The 19,926-nt window shown below is 61.7% G+C and carries 17 protein-coding genes, 1 tRNA gene and 1 pseudogene; 10 read left to right on the top strand and 9 right to left on the bottom strand.

Annotated features, from left to right (window positions below):
• Positions 1–331: pseudogene (locus tag BC363_RS35615) on the top strand (hypothetical protein); the annotation flags it as partial.
• 10 nt (positions 332–341) lie between these two features.
• On the opposite strand, the gene BC363_RS24850 reads toward BC363_RS35615, so the two are convergent.
• A tRNA-Arg gene (locus BC363_RS24850) sits at positions 342–418 on the bottom strand.
• Between the two features lie 265 nt (positions 419–683).
• Here BC363_RS24850 and BC363_RS24845 point away from each other — a divergent pair.
• The 8 genes from BC363_RS24845 to BC363_RS24810 all read left to right on the top strand — a co-directional run bounded on the left by BC363_RS24845 (position 684) and on the right by BC363_RS24810 (position 9,084).
• Entirely contained in the window at positions 684–1,580 is an 897-nt protein-coding gene (locus BC363_RS24845; RefSeq protein WP_065785588.1) for an ROK family protein, read from the top strand.
• An 11-nt stretch (positions 1,581–1,591) separates the two neighbouring features.
• Positions 1,592–2,086: a heme-degrading domain-containing protein gene (locus BC363_RS24840; RefSeq protein WP_065785587.1), complete on the top strand. Its 495-nt coding sequence runs from the start codon at positions 1,592–1,594 to the stop codon at positions 2,084–2,086.
• Between the two features lie 4 nt (positions 2,087–2,090).
• Positions 2,091–3,275, top strand: coding sequence for a mannose-6-phosphate isomerase Pmi (pmi, locus tag BC363_RS24835; RefSeq protein WP_065785586.1), 1,185 nt, complete (start codon positions 2,091–2,093; stop codon positions 3,273–3,275).
• 325 nt (positions 3,276–3,600) lie between these two features.
• Entirely contained in the window at positions 3,601–7,374 is a 3,774-nt protein-coding gene (metH, locus tag BC363_RS24830) for a methionine synthase (RefSeq protein WP_065785585.1), read from the top strand.
• Positions 7,375–7,890: 516 nt separating this feature from the next.
• On the top strand, positions 7,891–8,100 hold the full coding sequence (locus tag BC363_RS24825; protein ID WP_025424998.1) for a cold-shock protein: 210 nt from the start codon (positions 7,891–7,893) through the stop codon (positions 8,098–8,100).
• A gap of 124 nt (positions 8,101–8,224) precedes the next feature.
• Positions 8,225–8,509 (top strand): cold-shock protein, encoded by a 285-nt coding sequence (locus tag BC363_RS24820; RefSeq protein ID WP_065785591.1) that lies wholly within the window; start codon positions 8,225–8,227, stop codon positions 8,507–8,509.
• A gap of 56 nt (positions 8,510–8,565) precedes the next feature.
• Positions 8,566–8,802 (top strand): 30S ribosomal protein S21, encoded by a 237-nt coding sequence (gene rpsU / locus BC363_RS24815; RefSeq protein WP_025424996.1) that lies wholly within the window; start codon positions 8,566–8,568, stop codon positions 8,800–8,802.
• 57 nt (positions 8,803–8,859) lie between these two features.
• Complete coding sequence (locus BC363_RS24810) at positions 8,860–9,084, top strand: hypothetical protein (RefSeq protein ID WP_065785584.1); 225 nt, start codon at positions 8,860–8,862, stop codon at positions 9,082–9,084.
• A 247-nt stretch (positions 9,085–9,331) separates the two neighbouring features.
• Here the strand turns inward: BC363_RS24810 and BC363_RS24805 are convergent, their stop codons facing one another.
• Together BC363_RS24805 and BC363_RS24800 are read right to left on the bottom strand one after the other, a co-directional pair.
• Positions 9,332–10,354, bottom strand: a complete 1,023-nt coding sequence (locus BC363_RS24805; protein WP_065785583.1) for a DUF1254 domain-containing protein — start codon at positions 10,352–10,354, stop codon at positions 9,332–9,334.
• Positions 10,355–10,371: 17 nt separating this feature from the next.
• Positions 10,372–11,733 carry a DUF1254 domain-containing protein gene (locus BC363_RS24800; RefSeq protein WP_244519946.1) on the bottom strand — a complete coding sequence of 454 codons (1,362 nt, stop codon included), beginning with the start codon at positions 11,731–11,733 and terminating at the stop codon, positions 10,372–10,374.
• 285 nt (positions 11,734–12,018) lie between these two features.
• On the opposite strand from BC363_RS24800, the gene BC363_RS24795 reads away from it, so the two are divergent.
• Positions 12,019–14,235: an adenylate/guanylate cyclase domain-containing protein gene (locus BC363_RS24795; protein WP_065785581.1), complete on the top strand. Its 2,217-nt coding sequence runs from the start codon at positions 12,019–12,021 to the stop codon at positions 14,233–14,235.
• A gap of 24 nt (positions 14,236–14,259) precedes the next feature.
• Here the strand turns inward: BC363_RS24795 and BC363_RS24790 are convergent, their stop codons facing one another.
• From BC363_RS24790 to ppk2, 6 genes are all read right to left on the bottom strand, one after another.
• Positions 14,260–14,721, bottom strand: coding sequence for a YHS domain-containing (seleno)protein (locus tag BC363_RS24790; protein ID WP_141690423.1), 462 nt, complete (start codon positions 14,719–14,721; stop codon positions 14,260–14,262).
• 85 nt (positions 14,722–14,806) lie between these two features.
• Positions 14,807–15,397, bottom strand: a complete 591-nt coding sequence (locus BC363_RS24785) for an ankyrin repeat domain-containing protein (protein ID WP_065785579.1) — start codon at positions 15,395–15,397, stop codon at positions 14,807–14,809.
• Between the two features lie 167 nt (positions 15,398–15,564).
• Positions 15,565–16,224 carry an aspartate/glutamate racemase family protein gene (locus BC363_RS24780; RefSeq protein WP_065785578.1) on the bottom strand — a complete coding sequence of 220 codons (660 nt, stop codon included), beginning with the start codon at positions 16,222–16,224 and terminating at the stop codon, positions 15,565–15,567.
• Complete coding sequence (locus BC363_RS24775) at positions 16,221–17,684, bottom strand: MFS transporter (protein WP_065785577.1); 1,464 nt, start codon at positions 17,682–17,684, stop codon at positions 16,221–16,223. The genes BC363_RS24780 and BC363_RS24775 overlap by 4 nt, the downstream gene beginning before the upstream one ends.
• A 327-nt stretch (positions 17,685–18,011) precedes the next feature.
• Positions 18,012–18,854, bottom strand: a complete 843-nt coding sequence (locus BC363_RS24770) for a MurR/RpiR family transcriptional regulator (protein WP_065785590.1) — start codon at positions 18,852–18,854, stop codon at positions 18,012–18,014.
• 112 nt (positions 18,855–18,966) lie between these two features.
• Positions 18,967–19,887, bottom strand: a complete 921-nt coding sequence (ppk2, locus tag BC363_RS24765) for a polyphosphate kinase 2 (protein WP_065785576.1) — start codon at positions 19,885–19,887, stop codon at positions 18,967–18,969.
• Positions 19,888–19,926 lie beyond the last annotated feature (39 nt).

Below are 19,926 nucleotides of genomic sequence, written 5' to 3'. Positions count from 1 at the left end.
CTGCGGTGCTGCGCAGCCGAAATGGCTTCGCACCGCAACCCGCCGCTACCGCCGCAAATACCGCAACCAAAAACCGCTGGAGCGAACTCAAAACCGGATAAAACTTGGGGGCAAGGTCAATGCATATTCGGCGATATTTGTTGGCACTACGGTGCCGGCATTCGATTTCTCTGATGTGGATATTTGGAAGATTCCACGAATGACTCTAAGCCGAAATACTATGCATGGTTGCCGAGAAGGAGTGCGCATCGGAGGGGCGCCATATAGCCGTATCACTGGTACGTTCCTCGGAGGCTTCGTTTCATCAACCAAAGATCTGTATTTCGAATGAGAAGAGTAGGTGGTGATCCCGGCGCGATTCGAACGCGCGACCCCCAGATTAGGAATCTGGTGCTCTATCCTGCTGAGCTACGGGACCACTCGGATAGCACCCATACAAAAGCAAGGCGTCTTCGCCAAGTGTTTTTGCACGGTCCCATCGCGAAATCGGGCGCGGCGCGCGGTGCCGGCGATGCTCGGGATGGCGGATCGCGCCGGCCCGATGACGTGCTCCCCCTCTACCGATGCGTGCCGAAATCGGGGGCTGGCGTTTCCGGTCTTTCGAATGCTAAGCAGGGATTGGCGCCGGCTTGAGGAGGTTGGCGCTCCCTCATGCGACCCTCACCCAGAGACCTGATCCAGACATGTTCATCGGAATTGATTGGGGCGGCACGAAAATGGAAGTCATCGCGCTCGATCGCGATGGCGAAACGCGCGCCCGCCACCGTGTCGCGACGCCGACCAGCGGCTATGACGACTGTATTCGGGCCGTTCTCGACCTCGTGGCCGCCGCCGAAAAGACGGCGGGCGAACAGGGCTCGATCGGCATCGGCATTCCCGGCAGTCCCAATCCGCGCACCGGCATCGTGCGCAACTCCAACGCCGTGCTGATCAACGGCAAGCCGCTCGGGCGGGATCTCGAGCTGGCGCTCGGCCGCAAGGTGCGTCTTGCCAACGACGCCAATTGCCTGGCGGTGTCGGAGGCGGTCGACGGCGCTGGCAAGGACGCGCAGACCGTGTTCGGCGTGATCGTCGGCACGGGGCACGGCGGCGGCCTTGCGATCGGCAAGAAGGTGCATGCCGGCTATCAGGGCGTCGCCGCCGAGATCGGCCATTATCCGCTGCCGTGGATGACGAAGGACGAATATCCCGGCCACAAATGCTGGTGCGGCAAACACGGCTGCCTCGACATGTATGCCTGCGGCACCGGGGTCGAGCTCGACTATCGCCTGACCGCCGGCGTCGAAAAGCGTGGGCGCGATATCATCGAAGCAAAGCGGGCGGGCGATCCGGTGGCGTCAGGCGTCTATGACCGTTTCGTCGACCGGCTGGCGCGCAGCCTTGCGCTATTGACCAACATCGTCGATCCCGATGTCTTCGTGCTCGGCGGAGGCATGTCGAATGTCGACGAGATCTATGAGGACGTCCCACCCCTGGTGGTCAACTATCTCTTTGGCGACAGTTTCGAAACGCCGATCCGCAAGGCGGTGCACGGGGACAGTTCCGGCGTGCGCGGTGCGGCTTGGCTCTGGAAGGATTGAGCGGAGGCTTCATGAATATCGACAGTGATCTCAAGCGCATCGCCCACCAGGAGCACGAACTGCAGTTTGACAGTTTCGACCTGGAAGCCGCATGGCAGCTCGGCTCGACGCTGCGCCGCATGGCCGCCGAACGCAAGCTCGGCGTCGTCATCGACATCACGCTGTTTTCCATGCAGGTGTTCTATGCCGCGCTCGAAGGCGCGACGCCTGACAATCCGAACTGGGTGCGCCGCAAGCGCAACACCGTCTTTCGCCTGTTCAAGAGCAGCTATTCGACAGGCCTTGGGCTGTTGAAGCAGCAGACCAACCTGCAGGCGAAGCTCGGGCTTTCGGATGCCGACTATGCCGCCCATGGCGGCAGCTTCCCCATCGTCGTCAAGGGCACGGGTTGCATCGGTGCGGTGACCGTGTCCGGCCTGCCGCAGCGCGAGGACCACAACATGGTGGTCGAGGCGCTGGCCGAGCTGCTCGGCAAGAACCATGATGAACTGAAGCTTGAGGGCTGAACCGTTGCCGCAGGATATTTTCTCGCAATCCGCCACCTTGTCGGCGTGGCTGGCTGAAAAGGCCCTGCCGCTTTGGCGCGAAAAGGGCGTCGATGTGACCGGCGGCGGTTTCGTCGAGACCATCGACATGCAGGGCGAGCCGACGCGCGCCAACCGCCGGGCGCGGGTGCAGCCGCGCCAGGTCTATTGTTTCGCTGAGGCCGGCAGGCGCGGCTGGAGCGGCGACTGGCAGGGGGCCGCCGAGGGCGGACTTGGCTATTTCGATCGCGTCTATCTGCAGCCGACAGGTTTTTACGGCGCGCTTGCGGATGCCGATGGCAACCCCATCGATGCTTCCTTCGATCTCTACAATCAGGCTTTCGCGCTGCTGGCCTTCGCCTATCTGGCCGAGGTCTTCCCGGAGCGCAAGCCGGAGATGATCGAGCGCAGCAACGGTTTGCGCCAGCGTCTCGAAGCCCATTGCAAGCATCCGCTCGTCGGCTTCGAGGAGGATGATCCGTCGCGGCTGCCGCTGTGCTCCAATCCGCACATGCACCTGTTCGAAGCATGCCTGGCCAGCGAAGAGGTCGAGGGCTTTGACCGTGTCGCCTGGTCCAACCTTGCCGACGAGATCGCTCATCTGGCGATGGATCACTTCATCGACGGCGATACCGGCGCGCTGCGGGAGTTTTTCGACCACGACTGGGCGCCGTTCCCCGGCGACAAGGGACACATCGTCGAGCCGGGCCATCTGTTCGAATGGGCCTGGCTGCTGTTGCGCTGGGCCGAGCGGCGCGGCAATGCCGAAGCCATTGTCAAGGCGCGGCGGCTCTTCGAGATCGGCGAAGCGCATGGGATCTGCCCGAACCGCAATGTCGCTGTCATGACGCTGCTTGATGATTTCTCGGTTGCCGATCCGATTGCGCGGCTGTGGCCGCAGACGGAATGGCTGAAGGCTTCCGTCCGGTTTGCAGCCCTCACAGACGGTGCCGAGCGCGAGCGCTATCTCGCCTCGGCCGCGCGTGCTGCGGCCGCGCTTGGCTTGTTCCTGGAGACGCCAGTTGCCGGGTTGTGGCGCGACAAGCAGAAGGCCGATGGCTCGTTCGTCGATGAACCGGCGCCGGCCAGCAGCTTCTATCACATCCTTTGTGCGATCTATGAAACACGGGATTGCCTCGCGCGCCTCTACAGCGCCGCGCGTCAAATATGACGCGCGGCGCTGTAATGCTTTAAATTTGCTGCATAATTTCATCCTTAAATCGGATCCGATTTAAGGAATTATGCAGTAAGTTTTTCCGCTTGAAGCATCAAATGGCTCGTCGCAGTCGCGACGGGCCATTTTCTTTGGCTTGCATGTCAGCCGAAAAGTGGAATCGCTTTTCGGCCAAGCCTGTGCGCAGACTGAAACGGCGCAAACATCGGCTCTTGAGCCAGCGTCCATGCGGCAAAATAAGTCCGCTGATATGTTGACATAAAGATATCTTTATGTGACTGACTTGACAATTGTTTGTCGTTTTCAGAACGGGAGATTTCCCATGTCCGCCATCGACGCCCTTTTCGGCGACCTTTCCTCCAAGCCGGATGGCTCCGAAGTCATGCGGGCGCTGAAGCAGGCGGCCAGCGAGCGCATCCTGATCATGGACGGCGCAATGGGCACGGAAATCCAGCAACTGGGTTTCGTCGAGCAGCATTTCCGCGGAGATCGGTTCGGCGGCTGCGCCTGTCATCAACAGGGCAACAACGACCTTCTGACGCTGACCCAGCCGAAGGCGATCGAGGACATCCACTATTCCTACGCCATCGCCGGCGCCGATATCCTCGAAACCAACACGTTCTCCTCGACCCGCATCGCCCAGGCCGATTACGGCATGGAGGACATGGTCTATGACCTCAACCGCGATGGCGCCCGCCTGGCGCGCCGCGCCGCCAAGCGCGCCGAAGCGCATGACGGTCGCAGGCGCTTCGTCGCTGGTGCGCTCGGCCCGACGAACCGGACCGCGTCGATTTCGCCCGATGTCAACAATCCGGGTTATCGGGCGGTGACCTTCGACGATCTTAGGATCGCCTATGCCGAGCAGATCCGCGGGCTGATCGACGGCGGCGCCGACATCATCCTGATCGAAACCATCTTCGACACGCTCAACGCCAAGGCGGCGATCTTCGTCACCAAGGAAGTGTTCGCGGAAAAGGGCATCGAGCTGCCGGTGATGATTTCCGGGACGATCACCGATCTTTCCGGCCGCACGCTGTCCGGCCAGACGCCGACGGCGTTCTGGCATTCCGTGCGCCATGCCGACCCCTTCACCATCGGGCTCAACTGCGCGCTCGGCGCCAATGCCATGCGCTCGCACATCGACGAACTCTCTGGCGTTGCCGATACCTTCGTCTGCGCCTATCCGAACGCCGGCCTGCCAAACGAATTCGGGCAGTATGACGAGACGCCGGAGCAGATGGCAGGCCAGGTCGAAGCCTTTGCCCGCGACGGCCTCGTCAACATCGTGGGCGGCTGCTGCGGCTCGACGCCCGCCCATATCAGCGCGATTGCCAAGGCGGTTGCCAAGCATCCGCCGCGCCGGATCCCCGACGTCGCGCCGCTGATGCGGCTTTCCGGGCTCGAGCCCTTCACGCTCACGTCAGACATTCCCTTCGTCAATGTCGGCGAGCGCACCAACGTCACCGGCTCGGCCAAGTTCCGCAAGCTGATCACCGCCGGCGACTATTCGGCAGCGCTCGATGTCGCCCGCGACCAGGTCGCCAACGGCGCGCAGATCATCGACATCAACATGGACGAGGGCCTGATCGATTCGAAGCAGGCGATGGTCGAGTTTCTCAACCTCGTCGCCTCCGAACCGGACATCGCCCGCGTCCCCGTCATGATCGACTCGTCCAAGTGGGACGTGATCGAGGCCGGCCTGAAATGCGTCCAAGGCAAGCCGCTGGTCAACTCGATCTCGATGAAGGAGGGCGAAGAGGCGTTTCTTCATCACGCCAGGCTTTGCCGCGCCTATGGCGCTGCCATCGTCATCATGGCCTTCGACGAGGTCGGTCAGGCCGATACCAAGGTGCGCAAGGTCGAGATCTGCAGCCGCGCCTACACATTGCTGACGCAAGAGGCCGGGTTCCCGCCCGAAGACATCATCTTCGACCCGAACATCTTCGCGGTCGCGACCGGGATCGAGGAGCACAACAACTACGGCGTCGATTTCATCGAAGCGACGCGCGAAATCATCGCGACGCTGCCGCATGTGCACATCTCCGGCGGCGTCTCCAACCTTTCGTTCTCCTTCCGCGGCAACGAGCCGGTGCGCGAGGCGATGCACGCGGTGTTCCTCTACCACGCCATCCAGGCGGGCATGGACATGGGCATCGTCAATGCCGGCCAACTCGCCGTCTATGATACGATCGATGCCGAGCTGCGCGAGGCCTGCGAGGATGTGGTGCTGAACCGCCGTGCTGATTCGACCGAGCGCATGCTGGAGATCGCCGAGCGCTATCGCGGCCAGGGCGGGGCGCAAGGCAAGGAGAAGGATCTTTCCTGGCGCGAATGGCCGGTGGAAAAGCGGCTCGAACACGCGCTGGTCAACGGCATCACCGAATATATCGAAGCCGATACCGATGAGGCACGGCTGGCGTCCGCCCGGCCGCTGCACGTGATCGAGGGCCCGCTGATGGCCGGCATGAATGTCGTCGGCGACCTTTTCGGCTCGGGCAAGATGTTCCTGCCGCAGGTGGTAAAGTCGGCGCGCGTGATGAAGCAGGCGGTTGCGGTGCTCTTGCCGCACATGGAAGCCGAGCGGCTGGCCGCCGGCGGTGAAGGCGAGCGCCAGAGCGCCGGCAAGATCCTGATGGCAACGGTCAAGGGCGATGTGCACGACATCGGCAAGAACATCGTCGGCGTCGTGCTTGCCTGCAACAATTACGAGATCATCGATCTCGGCGTCATGGTGCCGTCTGCCAAGATCCTTGAGGTGGCGAGAGAGCAGAAGGTCGATATCATCGGGCTGTCCGGCCTGATCACGCCGTCGCTCGACGAGATGGTGCATGTTGCCTCGGAACTTGAGCGCGAAGGTTTTGACATCCCGCTGTTGATCGGCGGCGCGACGACGAGCCGGGTGCATACGGCGGTCAAGATCAATCCGCGCTACGACCGCGGCCAGACGGTCTATGTCACCGATGCGAGTCGTGCGGTCGGCGTCGTCTCCAGCCTGCTGTCGCCGGAAGCCAAGACATCCTATGTCGAGACGATCCGTGCGGAATACCGCAAGGTCGCCGACGCCCATGCCCGCAACGAGGCGGAAAAGCGCCGCCTGCCGCTGTCGCAGGCGCGGGCCAATGCCCACAAGATCGACTGGAACGCCCACCAGGCGAAGGCTCCCTCGTTCCTCGGCACGCGGGTTTTCCAGGGCTGGGAACTGGAGGAACTGGCGCGCTACATCGACTGGACGCCGTTCTTCCAGACCTGGGAGCTGAAGGGCGTCTACCCCAAGATCCTCGACGACGAGAAGCAGGGGCAGGCCGCGCGCCAGCTGTTTGACGATGCGCAGGCCATGCTTGCCAAGATCATCGACGAGAAGTGGTTCGCGCCGAAGGCGGTCGTCGGCTTCTGGCCGGCGGGAACCGTCGGTGACGACATCCGACTGTTTGCCGATGAGGCGCGCGGCCAGGAGCTTGCCACCTTCTTCACTCTGCGCCAGCAGCTGAGCAAGCGCGATGGGCGGCCGAACGTGGCGCTGTCCGATTTCGTGGCACCTGTCGACAGCGGCAGCCGAGACTATCTCGGCGGCTTCGTCGTCACCGCCGGCATCGAGGAAGTGGCGATCGCCGAGCGCTTTGAGCGCGCCAATGACGACTATTCGTCGATCATGGTCAAGGCGCTGGCCGACCGATTTGCCGAGGCCTTTGCCGAGCGCATGCACGAATATGTGCGCAAGGAGCTCTGGGGCTACGCCGCCGACGAGGCGTTCTCGCCGCAGGATCTGGTCGGTGAACCCTATGCCGGCATCCGTCCGGCACCGGGCTATCCGGCGCAGCCCGACCACACAGAAAAGGAAACGCTGTTCCGGCTGCTCGACGCTCAAAAGACGATCGGCGTGACCCTGACCGAGAGCTACGCCATGTGGCCGGGCTCGTCCGTCTCCGGCCTCTATATCGGTCATCCCGAAGCCTATTATTTCGGTGTTGCCAAGGTCGAACGGGATCAGGTCGAGGACTATGCCGCGCGCAAGCGCATGCCGGTGCGAGAGGTCGAGCGCTGGCTGTCGCCGATCCTCAACTACGTGCCGATGCCCGAAGCAGAGGCCGCCGAGTAATCTCGGGCATCCAACAATAGCGCTGGCGGGCAATCATGCCCGTCAGTGTCGCTCTTGAAGCGGCGTGCGTCCCAAGGCCGGCCACGGGGCGAAATCGTCTTTCCCACTTGCCTGAAGCCAAGATGAAACGGCGTCGAGCGGTTGTTGATGCCGGCGATTGCCATTCTTGACCACACTATGCTTCGCTGAACTGGCCTATTGCTCTGCATTCGTGGTTTACGGCCGGTGGCGCCAATATATTTCTTAAGGCGTGCAAAAATAATAGGATGGAAATTCCGGAAGGATTCCAATTGAAATGAATGTGATTCAACGTTGTCTTTCGACGACGCAGTTGCATTTCGGGTCGTTTTCCAAATGAAACATTGAAAATCCCGAAAAAAGAATTATATGGGTGCCATCGAATATTGCTTGCGACCTTTGTCAAAGCGCTGAAAAGCGTTGTCAGATTTCCTCTCAACATCGACACGGCTCGGCGAATACCCGTCGAGCGAAATCAACGATTGAAAGGAGATCGTTATGAATTCAGGCACTGTAAAGTGGTTCAATGGCACCAAGGGTTTTGGCTTCATCCAGCCGGATGACGGCACGACCGACGTGTTCGTTCATGTTTCCGCTGTAGAGCGTGCAGGCATGGGCTCGCTGGCGGAAGGCCAGAAGGTCACCTACGACATCGTCCGCGACCGCAAGACCGGCAAGAACTCCGCCGACAATCTCCGGGCGGAATGAATCGTCATCTGCCTCCCCCGACCACGGATGTACTGGCTGGGGACGTTTGATTGACGGGAAGAGGTCGGGTGAAGCCCGGCCTTTTTGCGTCCGGACCCTGCACATTCCGGGGAAAGAAACTATGATGACCCGCAGAGTTTGTGCCGTTGGCGACACGGTGACCGTAAGGGCCGATTTCACCAAGCTGGCACCCGCCATAAGGACGTGCCGGATCATCGGTGTCCTGCCCGCCGACCACGGCGAAACACAATATCGCGTCCGTTTCGACGGCGAGAACTTCGAACGTCGCATCGTTGCAAGCGACGTCGAGACCACAGAGGCGGCCTCTCCCATCGAAGAGGGACCGTCGCGCAGCATTGCCAAGGGTGAACCCTGGCTGAAACCGTCGCGCATCCGGATCGGAAGATAGCTACGCCAATTTCGGTCCGCCGATGTGCGGCCACCAACCAAAGGGAAGGATACATCTTGCAGGTACTCGTCAGAGACAACAACGTCGACCAGGCGCTCCGCATCCTGAAGAAGAAGATGCAGCGGGAGGGACTGTTCCGCGAATTCAAGGCGCGCAGCGCCTATGAAAAGCCGTCGGAAAAGCGCGTTCGCGAAAAGGCGGAAGCCGTTCGTCGCCAGCGCAAGCTCGCACGCAAGAAGCTTCAGCGCGAAGGCCTGCTGCCGGCGCCGAAGAAGGCCGTCCGCACCCGCTAAATCTGAGGCACCGATGCCGATTTCGGCATCGGTCCACGCCCGAGCGAGGAGGTACGCATGACGTCGACGAAGAAAGATCTTTTCAAGCCCGAGCGGCTGTCGGCAAGCGACAAGGCTGCCGCGACCGATCATACGGCCCGCGGTATCGTCGCGGCCGAAAAGCTGGCGCGTGAGAAGAAGACCGAGAAGCTTAGGGCACAGCGGCTTTTGCAAGAGGCTGATGCCGAACCGGTTTCCCCGGCGCCGAAGCGCCAGCCGGCGCGCAAGCGCACAGGCGCCTGACCGCATTCATTGCCCGATCCAGGTGCTGCCACGGTCTGCCGGTCAGGCAGGCGCAGATCTAACCTCACTGATAATTCGTTTGCCTGCCGCGCTTTCCACGCGATGCGCGACCAGTGATTGCTTCGGTTCCGGGTTCCGAAGGCTGCCTAGAGCGTTTCCGGTCTAAACGGAATCGCAGAAACGCTATAACTCTTTATTTTACGCATTTCTTGACGGAAAACCGCTTCGCACTTTTCCTGGAAATGCTCTAGTTGACCGCGCTCGGCTCTGGAAACTGCCAGGTTCCATCCAGTATTTCCTGCCGCGGCCGATAGAGGCGCACGGTGTAATTCCAGCCCTTCGTCGTCGGCAGGCAATTGGCTATCTTGCCGTCGCAACCGCCGAACTGGATCGCGATTGCGCCGTCGTCGCCTTTCTTCGCGGTGATGTTGTTGATGGTGTAGGCGCCGTACTGGTTCTTCTCGTAGTATCCCGCCGCATTGTAGACGCTCACCGACCAGAACGCGTCGACCGGCACATCTTTCACAGTGAGCTTATAGACAGTTGTGCCATCGTTTTTCGCCGGTGTGACGTTGAGATAGGTCGCATCCTTGTCCGGGTTCCCGCCCCAGCCGGTAGCGGTCCCGATCAGATGGCGAACCGGATCGACGTCCTTCTTGGTCCCGAAGGCCCTCTTGAAGTCCGGCATGGTTGAGCCGAGCACAAGCAGCGCTTCGCGCACGGTCTTCTGGCTCGCCGGATCCCAGGCGGGGACCTCGAAGGTGCCGATGCTCTTCTGGCTGACCTTGATCGCGTCCTGCAGCGCGTGGACCTCGTCGAGATCTTTGGGATCGGCAGGATCCACGAGCGTCCGGATCCCGACCACTGCATAGCGTGTGCCGACGCTTTCCTTCGTCAGCCTATGCTCGCCGGCATCATAGGTCACCTGTGGCACGTAGTGATCCTCGTTGATCACCTGCATCGACATGAAGCGCTTTCCGGCATCGGGCAGCGTGATCGTGACCGGGCCGGCGTCGAGGTCGAAGACCACTGAGGAATAGAGCGTGTCGCGGTTGAGGCGAATGACGGTCTGGTTGTCGATCGAGGCCGGCTCGCGGCGATGCAGGAACTTGCCCAGCGCCCCGTCCTTGACCATGGCGGCGGCATACATGTCGCTCTCGGCGCGGATGAAATTGTCGACGCCGACGATAACAGGATCGGCTGCCTTGGCCGGCATCGTGCCGATCATGGCAACCGCCGCCAGAGCGAAGGTGATGCGAAATGTCGTCATGTCGTGATCCTCGGTGCTCAGTTGACGTGTTGCAGCGGCGGGGCCTTCCACTTGCCGTCCAGCGCGTCCGGTTTCGGCCAGTAGAGGCGCATCGCCACGAAGAACGGGCCGGTTGGCGCCGGCAACCAGTTGGCCTCCTTGTCGGGACCGGGGCTTTCGTTCTGAATGTAGAGCGTCAGGCCGCCATCGGCGTCCTTCTTCAGGCCGGGCAGCATCGGCGAGTTGATGAGATAACGGTTGAGCGGATTGGCGTAGAGCAGGCTGGAAGGCAGATCATAGAGGGTGAGGGACCAGAAGGCGTTGACGGGCGGCAGTTGCCCCGGCTCGAAGCGCAGGGTGTACTTGCCGGCGCCGGTCAGCGGTTTCTTTTGGTCGTCGATGAAATAGGCGGGATAGAGGGCCTCTTCCTTGGAGTTGCCGTAGATGCCGAGCGCCGCGCCTGACATGCGCTGCATGTAGTCGTTTTTCAGGAATGCCCGCGTGCCGAAGCTGTCGGCGCTCGAAACCTTGCCGGTATCGACCATGGTTTCCTTGTGTTCTTTGAAAGCAGCCCAGGCGTCGGCCATGCCGTCGGTGATCGCCTTCTGGATTTCCGGCGGGAAGGCCTGCAGGTCGAATGTCTTGCCGGCACCGATGTTCAGCTCGGCGAAGCGGGCCATCAACGCCTTCTCCGAAGGATCGGTCGGGCAGAACTGCAGAATGAAGTTGAGTACTCTGAAGAAATCGGGCGAGGTCTTTTCGTCGGCGGCGCTCAAGGGGGCGATGAAGTCGACAGATGGCGCGGGTGCCGGTGCGGGCTGGCCGAGGAATTTTGACAGCGGTTCGACCTTGTAGCCGGTCTGGATCTTCTTGACGTTCTCTATATCGCCGGGATTGAAGAGCTGCGTGCGGTAGAGCACGAAAGCGAATTCCGTTTCCGAGCGGATCACGGATTTGATCCCGGGCGGTGTCTCGCCTTTCCAGTTCGGTCCCGCAAGCAGGTAGCTGCCTGCCTCGTTGCCGGTCGCGCGGCTGCCGAGATAGGCGAAGTTGAAGGTGTAGAGGTCGATGAATTGCAGCGAGTAGTACCGCTCCTTCTCGACCGCCGGCACCGTGAACACCAGCGGCTCTGTCCTGAGATCGGCGCCGATATAGGAGTAGGGCGTGTCGGAGTTCGGCGTCTGGATCGCCTTGTCGTCCGGCGTGTAGACTCGCGCATTGTTGACGAGTTCGTTCCAGGGCGCCTTGAACTCGAGGCCGCCGGCATCGACGAAATAGGAGTGCTGGACGCGATAATTGTCGACCAGCGGAAATCCGTAGATCGTCGCTTCCTTGGCGATCGCGCGTGCTTCATCCGGTGTGAGGGCGGCATCGGCGGCCACGGCCGGCAAGGCTGCCATATGCGGGAACGTGGCAGCAAGCGCGCCGTAGATCAGCAAGGTCCGTCGTCTGAGCATGGCAAGATCCTCCAGATGAACGCGTGCAGAGCCGGCCGCCGAGCAATCGGACGGCACGCGCAAAGCCGTGCGGGCCAGCGATGGTTCGATGGTGTGCGACGGGCGGAAAACCGCAAGTACGTAACAGTTACGACGGCGCTGCTGTCGTTCTCTGTCGACGCGATGGCGGCGCCTGACGACCTGCGGTAACATCGCTGCTGGAATACATCGCAGGTGAAGAGACCGTCGATGGAGCGCCGCCTCGCAGCCGTTCTGATTGCCGACGTCGCCGGATACAGTCGCCTGAGCCGGCTCGACGAGGAGGGAACGCGCGCCAGATTCCAGAGCGACCTGCACGATATTCTTGAGCCGCAATTTGCCGAACACCACGGCCGGCTGGTCAAGACGATGGGCGACGGGCTGCTGGTGGAATTCCGCAGCGTTGTCGACGCGCTTCGCTGTGCGGTGGAGATCCAGCAGCGCAAGTCCGAACAGGTTGACAAGGCCGCAGCCGATCGGCGGCTCGATTTCCGCATCGGCATCAACCTCGGCGACATCATCGTCGAAGGCGACGACATTCACGGCGATGGTGTCAACACCGCCGATCGGGTGCAGGGGCTCGCCGAGCCGGGCGGCATCGCCATATCCGGCACGGCCTACGACCAGGTCCACTCGAATGTTGGCGTCGGTTATGCCTCGCTCGGCGAGCAGACGGTCAGGGGGATCGCCGAGCCCATCCGCGTCTACCGCGTGCTGCTCGACCCGACCGATGCCGGCAAGACGATCGTCAAGGATACGAAGCAGAGTGCCGCGCGAAGGAGGATACTCATTGCCGGCGCCGTGATGCTGGCCCTCGCATTTGCCGCCGCCTGGTGGCAGCCGTGGACGCTCGTTCTGCCGGAAACGCCGACCGAGCGCTTTGCCTATCCCCTGCCGGACCAGCCCTCCGTCGCCGTCCTGCCGTTCATCAATGTCAGCGGTGACCGGGATCACGACCATCTGGCCGAAGGGTTGACCGACGACCTCATCACCGAGCTTTCGAAAGTGTCCGGCCTGTTCGTCATCGCCCGTCACTCGGTGTTCGCAATGAAGGACAGCGCCTGGAAGATTCAGGACGTGGCAGCGGAACTCGGGGTTCACTACATTCTCGAGGGAACGCTGCAGCGGGCCGATCAGCGCCTGCGCATCAACGTCAAGCTGATCGATGCGATGAGCGGTCTGTCGCTCTGGGCGGAGCGCTACGACCGGCAATATGCCGATCTCTTCGCGGTCCAGGACGATGTCATCGGCAAGATCATCTCGGCGCTCGAGGTCAAGCTCAGCGAAGGCGAGCGCGACCAGCTGGCGCGCATCCCGACCGACAATCTCGAGGCCTATGATTATTACATGCGGGCCGAGCAGCAGGGGCTCGTCTACAGCGACGTCGATACCTATCGCCAGACGCTGGCCTTCTATCAAAAGGCGATCGATCTCGACCCGCGCTTCGCCAATGCCCATGCGGGGATAGCGCGGGTTGCCGTCGACGTCTGGCGCAACGACTACAATTATCTCTGGTCGGCGGCAGTCGCCCGCAAGATCGCCTATGACGCTGCGGGTGAGGCGCTGAAGCTCGACGCCAACAATGCGCGCGCCCACACGGTGCTGGCATTGCTGCAACTCGTCGACGGCCGCGAGACGGAGGCGCGGGAATCAGCGGCCAGGGCGGTCCGGGCGCAGCCGAGCGATGCCGAGGCCTTCGCCAATCTGGCGCTGATCCTCGCGCAGACCGGAGACCACCAACAGGCGATCGCCGATCTGGAGCGGGCATTGAGGCTCGATCCGTCGCCATCCCCGAGTTTTCGGCTGCTGGCCGGCATCGTCTATTACACGGCACGCGACAACGACCGAGCGATCCCGCTCATCGAAGCCGCGGGCGAGGCCTTGCCGAACGCAGAGGCTGCACGGGAATATCTGGCGTCTGCCTATGCCCAGCGCGGCGATCGAGCCCGCGCGGTGGCGGAAGGCGAGAAGCTGCTTCAGCTCTTTCCCGACACCAACCTTACCTACTACGGCTATCTCTATGATTATTGGCGCGAAGAGGACCTCAATCGCCATTTACACGGCCTGCGCACCGCGGGCATTCCGGAGTGGCCCTTCGGTTTCGTCGGGGCTGCGGCCGACCGAATAGGTCCCGCGGAACTTGGCGTCCTGACCCTCGACAAGACCTGGAGCGGGCGGCACAAGAATGGCACGAGTTTCGTGCAATTCTTCGATAAGGCCGGCAATACCGCCTATCGCAGCGCCAATACGAGCATCACCGGCCGCGCCGAGGTGAAGGGCAACCAGCTCTGCGAGAAGTTCGACGGTTATTTTCTCGACCGAATGGTCTGCGGCTACGTCTATCGCAACACGGCCAAGGGCGAGCGCGGCGCCGAGTTCATCCACGTGACGCCGCAGGCGCTGAAATTCTTCTCGATCGCGCAGTGACGACTATACCGTGAGGACCGAGTGTCAGCGCGCCTTCTGCCAGGTGGTGCCGAGCTTTTCCGAAATGAGCGTGTTTTCAACTTCGGACCAGTGCTTCTTGGAATCGACCAGCTTGTTCGGGTTCTTCTCAAAACCTTCCGCCGCACCCGGATCGTAGCTCAGGAACAGCTTGCCCTCGATGATGCGCCAGGCCTTCGGGTCGATGTTGGTGGTCACCGTTCCAAATGAGACGCCGTCGGCGCAGTAGCCGCCATATTGCGGGGCGTAGCGGGTGGGTTCGCGGATGAACAGTTCACGGTTCTCGGCGCTGGCAAACTGCCAGTTCGCCCCGAGCCAGCGGTAGGAATATTGCGGCGAACCCTCTAAAGCCTTGCTTTCGGTGAAATAGGCGACCGGGTCGTAGCCCTTGATGGCGACATCGCCGAAATAGCCGGTGTTGACGAGGTCCTCGGCCATTGTGGGACCGGACAGCGCCAGAAACGCCATCGCAGAGACGCCGATGACGCATGCGTATTGATGGTAGGACATTCCTTTTCTCCGATTTCCGGATGCGGGTGGCGCGCTTCTGGCGTCACTTCCGCTTCGTGCATTCGGTATAGAGCCAGTCGCCGACGAGGTCGGCCTTCTGGCAGGTGGCGCCCGCCTTCAAGAGAAGCTCGGCTGCGTCCCAGTGCGAGCGCCAGCCGGCCTGCGTCAGCGGCGTGTAGCCATTGCGTTCCTTCGCCTCGACTTCGGCCTTCTGGGTTAGCAGCAAGGCCACGACGTCGGCGTGGCCTTCCTCGGCGGCGGCATGCAGAGGCGACATATGGTAGAAGTTCTTGGTGTCGTTAACATCGGCGCCCTTGGCCAGCAGTAGCTTGACGGTGTCGAGATTGCCGCCATAGGCGGCGGCATGCAGGGCGGTCAGCCCGCCTTTGTTGCGGATATCGATGTCGCAGCCGCGATCGAGCAGCAGAGTGACCACATCCGGCTGCCCGGCTAGCGACGCAATCAGCAATGCCGGCTCGCCGGCCGTGTCCGGCGCGGTGATGTCGGTCCCCTGATCCAGCAACTGTGTGACGCGCTTGATGTCGCCGTCTCTTGCCGCGTCATGCAAGGGACCCGCAAATGCCGTCGAGGTGAAAAACGCCAGCCCGGCGACCGAAGCACAAAGACAGTTCATCGCGCCACCTCCGCCCCAGCTTCGGTTTTGCATGCAAGGACATTCGAAAATATCACAGAGTCCTTGCCGTCAACAAGGTCAGTCGCCGGCGCAGGCCCGGGCCTACCCGGTTCGCCCTGATGTGTCCGGCGAAATTGCCGGCCGGATCGGGCTTCGAAAGTGGCGAGTCAGGCGTTGACCCGCATCAGGTCGAGCACGCGCTCCACCGCGCAAGGGATGGGGGCGATGATCGGCGTGGTGAAATCGGGCTGCAACTGTTCGGCCGCCTGGCCGAGCGGGCCGCCGCCGATGATGACGGCCCCGGCGCCATCCAGTTCGATGCAGTGCCGGACCGCTTCGCCGAGCTGTTCCCGCAGCCGTTTTTCATCGCCGGCAAGCGCGAGCGGATCGCCGGGCGTGCAACGGATGCCGGTGTATTGGCCGGCAAGGCCGAGGTCGTGGGCGCGCTCGTCGATCGCTTCGATCAGGTCCGGGGTCGTGGTTGCGACGCCGAACTTGCGGCCGTTTCGCGCGGCTTCGATCATCGATGCCTCGCAGATGCCGACGACGGGGATGTCGACACGATCCTTAAGGGCGGCAAGGCCGGGATCACCGAAGGCGCTGACGATGATGCCGAGGCAATCCGCGGCATGGGACGTGCCGATCTCGATGACCTCGTCAGCCGCGGCCGTCAACTGCTGCGGCGTGACGATCATCTGCGGGTTCCGCTTGGCCGTGGCGATTGCCACGGCCAAGCGTCCGGTTACAGCCCGCTCAGCGATGGCGAGCATCATGCTGCTTGTTGCGTGCGAGCTGTTCGGGTTGATCAACAGGATATGTGCGGTCACGTTCTGACTTCCATGCCGACATTGACCTGTTTTGGTTCAGCCTTGGCGAGGTCGGCGTCCGCCGGCTGGTCCAGATCTTCCATCGACATGCCATAGGTCTCGGGACCGAGCTGGATGCAGAATGCGAAGACCGCGTACATGCCGGCCGCCAGACCGAACACCCCGACCATGCCGTAGGTGTCGAACAGCATGCCGGAGATCGTCGGAACGAAGGAGCCCGCTGCCGATCCCGTTGCCAGGATGAGTGCGACGCCGAAGGCACGGATGCGCGTCGGGAAGAGTTCCGGCGCGTAGATCCAGATCGAGGTGTTGAGCAAGAGCACGAAGAACTGGAAGATCGCTCCGAACATCAAGACGAGGTAGATGTTGGTTCCGAGATAGGCGATCGAAACCGCTGCCAGGCAGGCGAAGACCGCACCTGTTGTCAGCACCTTCTTGCGCGGGAAATAGTAGCCGAACATCGAGGCGGCGATGGCGCCGAGCACGCTGCCGCTCTGGATGATCATGCTATAGAGCAGGCTGCCCTGCAGGGTGTAGCCCATCGACACGAAGATGATCGGCATCAGTGTGAGCACCGACAGTTGGGCGCCGTAGCTCATCAGGATGGCGATCGCAACGGGGATGGTCCGGCCGATGAACGGTGCCCGGAAAAGCTCTTTCCAATCACTCTTCACGGGCGCTTCGTCCTGGACGTGGTCCTTGGTCAGATATTCCTCGACCTTAAGATTACGCGGCCGCAGCGATCCGGAGGCGAGGATCGACAGCACCTTGTTGGCCTCGTCGATCTTTCCCTGCGAGGCAAGGAACCGCGGGGTTTCGGGCACGAAACGGCGATAGAAGACCACGAGCAGCGCCGGCAGTGCGAGCGCGGCGAACAGCCAGCGCCAGCTGTTTTCCCCCGGGAAGAGCGTGAAGATCAGCAGGCCGAAGGCGGGGGCGAGGAAGTTGCCGAAGCCGCCGGCACCGACATTGACGAGGCCGGCGGCCGTGCCGCGGAATTTCGGCGAGCAGAATTCCGACAGCATCGTCACTGCGGTGGAGATTTCACCGCCGACGCCGAAGCCGACAATGGCGCGGGCAAAGCACAGCGCCGCGAAATTCGGTGCGAGCGCGCAGGCGGCCGAGCCGATGGTGAAGAGCAGAAGGTTGATCGTCAGCATCACGCGGCGGCCGTAGCGATCGCCGAGGATGCCCGACAGCAACCGGCCGATGGCGGCGCTGCCGAAGGTGATGGTGTTGAGGAAGCCGATATCCGTACCGGTCAGGCCCCAATGTTCCTTCAGGATGGGGCCGGCGACGCCGATGGTGTTCTGCTCGAAACTGTCGAACAGGCAGCCGATCAGAACGAGGGCGATGATCTGCTTGTGGGCGCCGGTGACGCCGATCTTGGTGAATGCTGATTCCAACTGTCGAATGACCGGCGAAGACTTGCCGGACGGCACCATATTTTCCGCTGCCATGGTTTGTTCCCCTTTATGGCTTAACTGGCGTGAAAACTTAGTTTCATGATGCTACATCAAGAAATCGTAGTTTCATACTGAAATTTTGCTTCGAACCGGGCGAACCGGACGTTTCGCGCCTGGCGGGCGCTCTTGTCGTCCAGCACAATTCATCTTCGAAACAACGCCATCGAGGAATGCAGGTTTCGTGCCAAAAGATGAGAAACCATAGTTTCGCGTTTATAATCAGATATATGGACAAAAGTCGGTCTGTATCCGCCGCGTGAAACTGTGATTTCTTATGATCGAATAATGCACCTCAGTTTCAGGCAGATGCCCAAACAACGGTCACAGTTCTTCGAGCGCGTCGTTCAGGGCTTCGATGCCGCGCAGACGGTTGCGACCGGTCACACCGGCCGTTTCGATGCATCGCGTCGTCAAGAGATGGCAGAGCGCCATGACGGAGACGTGGTTGAAGAGGGGCCCGGGCGCCAGCGTCTGGCAGCGGAAATGCCACTCGGCCTGGCTGAGGAAGGGTACGCCTTCGTCGGTGATGTAGAGCAGGCGGGCTCCGGATTTTTCCACCTGGTTGAGCAGCGCGTCCATCAGCGCGATGCGGCGGCGCAGGCCGAAGACGATGACGACGTCGTCGGGCGTGAAGCTGACGAGATGCTCGCCCAGCGTCTGTCCGCCACCGGGAATGGCCGAGATGTTCTCGATCACCTGTGTCAGCTGCCATTGCAGATAGGTGGCGAAGGAATGGCTGGCGCGAAAGCCGATGACCCAGACCTTGCGCGCCTTCAACAGCGCTGCAGACGCGGTGTTGATCTGGGTTTCCGATATCGCGAGAAACGTGGCTTCGATATTGGCGACCCCTTGCGCGACATGGGCGGTGACGGATTGCTCGCCCGCCGTATCGGCGCTTGTCGCCAGGAAGAGGCGCGATCCCGTCTGCTTGTCGGCACGCGCATGGCGGCGCGCTTCCTCGTAGTTTTCATAGCCTAGCCGCTGGATGAAACGTGACACGGTGGCCTTCGACACATGCGCCAGAGCTGCCAGTTCCTGGGCGGAATAGCTGGCGACTTCGCCGGGAAAGTCGCAGAGAAAATCTCCAAGGCGCCGCTCCGCCGGATGGAGCTCCGGCAGGACCTGACGAACGCGGGTGAGGAAGGATCGCTCTTTGGGACTCATTGCCAATTCCATGAAACTGTCGTTTCATGGACTGTCCGATTTCCGCGTCACCTTGGCAAGAGCGCAGGGCCGGAAAGCGCCGGCCTTGCACCATGTCGTGCCAGAGCCGCGGTCAGTATTTTGACGGCACGTAGAGTTCGGGCGGCAGCACCTTGCGCTCGTAGTCCGGGTTGAAGACCCGCTCCGGCAGGGTGATTTCCTCGTGCGGCACATCCTCATAGGGAATCTGCTGCAGCAGGTGATCCATACAGTTCAGCCGCGCCCGCTTCTTGTCGTTGCCTTCGACGATGTGCCACGGCGCTTCGGGAATGTTGGTTCTGGCGAAGGTCTCTTCCTTGGCCTTGGTATAGGCCTCCCAGCGCACGCGCGACTGCAGATCCATCGGCGACAGCTTCCACTGCTTCAGCGGGTCGTGGATGCGCACGAGGAAGCGCATCTGCTGCTCCTCGTCAGTGATCGAGAACCAGTATTTGACCAGCCGGATGCCGGAGCGCACCAGCATGCGCTCGAATTCCGGCACGTCGTTGAAGAACTGCTCGACCTGGTCTTCGCTGGCAAAGCCCATGACGCGTTCGACGCCGGAACGATTGTACCAGGAGCGGTCGAACAGCACGATCTCGCCGCCGGCCGGCAGATGCGGCACGTAGCGCTGGAAATACCATTGGGTCTTTTCGCGGTCCGACGGGGCGGGCAGCGCCGTGACCCTGACGACGCGCGGATTGAGCCGCTGGGTAATGCGCTTGATCACGCCGCCCTTGCCGGCAGAATCGCGCCCCTCGAAGATCACCACGACCTTCTCCTTGTGGTGCACGACCCAGTCCTGCAGCTTGATCAGTTCGGATTGCAAACCTATCAGGGTGCGGAAATAGTCGATGCGCGGAAGCGACGGCGGGTGGTTCTTGCGGTAGATCTTGCGGATCTCTTCCGAAAGCGCCGGCTCGGAAAGCTCGAGCTCGTAGTCTTCATCGAGCGTATCGGCGAGTTCCGCCTCGAGCCAGTCCTGCCCATCGAAGTCGCCGTTTAACCTGTTCATCGCATCCCTCCAGCGCACAAGCGCGCAGTGCGGCAGCTC

The sequence above is a fragment of the Ensifer sp. LC384 genome (assembly GCF_001695865.1).
Lineage (GTDB): Bacteria > Pseudomonadota > Alphaproteobacteria > Rhizobiales > Rhizobiaceae > Ensifer.
This window is presented reverse-complemented; position numbering and strand designations above follow the sequence as displayed.

Excerpts from the sequence above, each read along its gene's own strand:
- ppk2 (WP_065785576.1), bottom strand. The coding sequence starts at position 19,887 with ATGAACAGGTTAAACGGCGACTTCGATGGGCAGGACTGGCTCGAGGCG.
- BC363_RS24795 (WP_065785581.1), top strand. The coding sequence starts at position 12,019 with ATGGAGCGCCGCCTCGCAGCCGTTCTGATTGCCGACGTCGCCGGATAC.
- BC363_RS24775 (WP_065785577.1), bottom strand. The coding sequence starts at position 17,684 with ATGGCAGCGGAAAATATGGTGCCGTCCGGCAAGTCTTCGCCGGTCATT.
- BC363_RS24845 (WP_065785588.1), top strand. The coding sequence starts at position 684 with ATGTTCATCGGAATTGATTGGGGCGGCACGAAAATGGAAGTCATCGCG.
- BC363_RS24810 (WP_065785584.1), top strand. The coding sequence starts at position 8,860 with ATGACGTCGACGAAGAAAGATCTTTTCAAGCCCGAGCGGCTGTCGGCA.
- BC363_RS24820 (WP_065785591.1), top strand. The coding sequence starts at position 8,225 with ATGACCCGCAGAGTTTGTGCCGTTGGCGACACGGTGACCGTAAGGGCC.
- BC363_RS24770 (WP_065785590.1), bottom strand. The coding sequence starts at position 18,854 with ATGAGTCCCAAAGAGCGATCCTTCCTCACCCGCGTTCGTCAGGTCCTG.
- BC363_RS24840 (WP_065785587.1), top strand. The coding sequence starts at position 1,592 with ATGAATATCGACAGTGATCTCAAGCGCATCGCCCACCAGGAGCACGAA.
- BC363_RS24805 (WP_065785583.1), bottom strand. The coding sequence starts at position 10,354 with ATGACGACATTTCGCATCACCTTCGCTCTGGCGGCGGTTGCCATGATC.
- BC363_RS24790 (WP_141690423.1), bottom strand. The coding sequence starts at position 14,721 with ATGGCGTTTCTGGCGCTGTCCGGTCCCACAATGGCCGAGGACCTCGTC.
- BC363_RS24785 (WP_065785579.1), bottom strand. The coding sequence starts at position 15,397 with ATGAACTGTCTTTGTGCTTCGGTCGCCGGGCTGGCGTTTTTCACCTCG.
- BC363_RS24800 (WP_244519946.1), bottom strand. The coding sequence starts at position 11,733 with ATGGCAGCCTTGCCGGCCGTGGCCGCCGATGCCGCCCTCACACCGGAT.
- BC363_RS24825 (WP_025424998.1), top strand. The coding sequence starts at position 7,891 with ATGAATTCAGGCACTGTAAAGTGGTTCAATGGCACCAAGGGTTTTGGC.
- metH (WP_065785585.1), top strand. The coding sequence starts at position 3,601 with ATGTCCGCCATCGACGCCCTTTTCGGCGACCTTTCCTCCAAGCCGGAT.